The following is a 1,401-nucleotide window of genomic DNA, read 5'->3' as shown; positions in this document are numbered from 1 at the left end:
ACCGTCCCCTCGGTGCTCCATGAGCTGCGCGAGGTGACCCGCCGCTACTACGGCGATGTGCCGTCCGTCCTGGTGGAGCCGGGCGTGAAGACCGGTGTGCCGATCCTGATGGACAACCCCAAGGAGGTCGGCGCCGACCGGATCATCAACGCGCTGGCCGCCGTCGAGCTGTACGAGGGTCCGTGCGTGGTCGTCGACTTCGGCACCGCGACGACCTTCGACGCGGTCAGCGCGCGCGGCGAGTACGTGGGCGGGGTGATCGCGCCGGGCATCGAGATCTCGGTCGAGGCGCTGGGCGTACGCGGGGCCCAATTGCGCAAGATCGAACTGGCCCGCCCGCGCAGCGTGATCGGGAAGAACACGGTGGAGGCCATGCAGTCCGGCATCCTCTACGGCTTCGCGGGCCAGGTGGACGGGATCGTCCGGCGAATGGCGCGGGAGCTGGCCCAGGACCCGGAGGACGTCACCGTGATCGCCACCGGCGGGCTGGCGCCCATGGTCCTAGGAGAATCCTCAGTGATCGATGAGCATGAACCCTGGTTGACCCTGATCGGCCTCAGACTGGTCTACGAGCGGAACGTCTCGCGCGGCTGAGCACCGGCGATCAGCTCTTCACCTGCGTGCTCGACCGTATTGACGGCATTCCGAAACGAATTCCCGCGCTCTGGATTCGCCAGGGGGCGCCGATCGTTCTTCGCCATTGGTCACGGAGCGGTCAAGGGAAAGACGGCACTTCGAATTCCGTATTGACAAGCGGAACCGCCGTCGACCACGTACACCGGCACCCGGATGCGACGGTCCGCCCCGGGTGCCGGGTCCGGACGGGGCCGCCTCGGCGCGGCCCCGTCCGGCGCTTCCCCCGTATGGCGGCTCGGCGTCCGCAACGCGCCGCACCGTCCGGCGCTGAGCGAAATTTGTCCGCTTAGCACTTAAAGTCGCTCCATGCCCACGCCATATGGATCCCGCGGCGGAATGGCGTTCAGTGCGGATGAGCTGCGTGTGCTCCGACGCGCCCTCGCCATCGCCCTCCGACCCGACCCCGTCACTCCCTCTGCCGGCCCTCTCGGCCCGGACCGGGCGGAGGAGGTCCAGGACTGTCTCCGGCTCGCCGAGGCCGTGGACGAAGCGGTCCGCGAGGGCGGGCGGCTGCGAGCGTTCCTGCTCGACGAGCTCGCCCGCTACCGCGCCGCCCTGCCCGGCGCCGCCGTCGGCTATCTCGAGCAGCTCCAGGGCGCCCTCGCGGCCGGTTACGAGCCGCTGGCCGAGGATCTGGCCGCGCTCCGCGCGCTGTGCGGGTCGGCCGCCGGGGGTGGTGAGGCGACGCGCCGACGTGCGCTGCTGAGCCACTGCGAGCGCCTTGCCGAGCGGGGCGTACGCGCCCGGCTCGCGGAGCGCGCCGGC

2 protein-coding genes are annotated in these 1,401 nt (G+C 70.7%); both read left to right on the top strand.

Going from position 1 to position 1,401, the window contains the following annotated elements; genetic code table 11:
- On the top strand, window positions 1-594 hold a 594-nt coding region (locus tag KN815_RS45580; protein ID WP_216347672.1), incomplete at its 5' end, for a type III pantothenate kinase.
- A gap of 348 nt (window positions 595-942) precedes the next feature.
- The coding region (locus KN815_RS45575) for a hypothetical protein (protein WP_216347671.1) at window positions 943-1,401 on the top strand (459 nt) is incomplete at its 3' end.

Source organism: Streptomyces niphimycinicus, from assembly GCF_018883605.1.
GTDB lineage: Bacteria > Actinomycetota > Actinomycetes > Streptomycetales > Streptomycetaceae > Streptomyces > Streptomyces niphimycinicus.
Note: the sequence above shows the minus strand (reverse complement) of the source record. Positions and strands in the feature narration are given on the sequence as shown.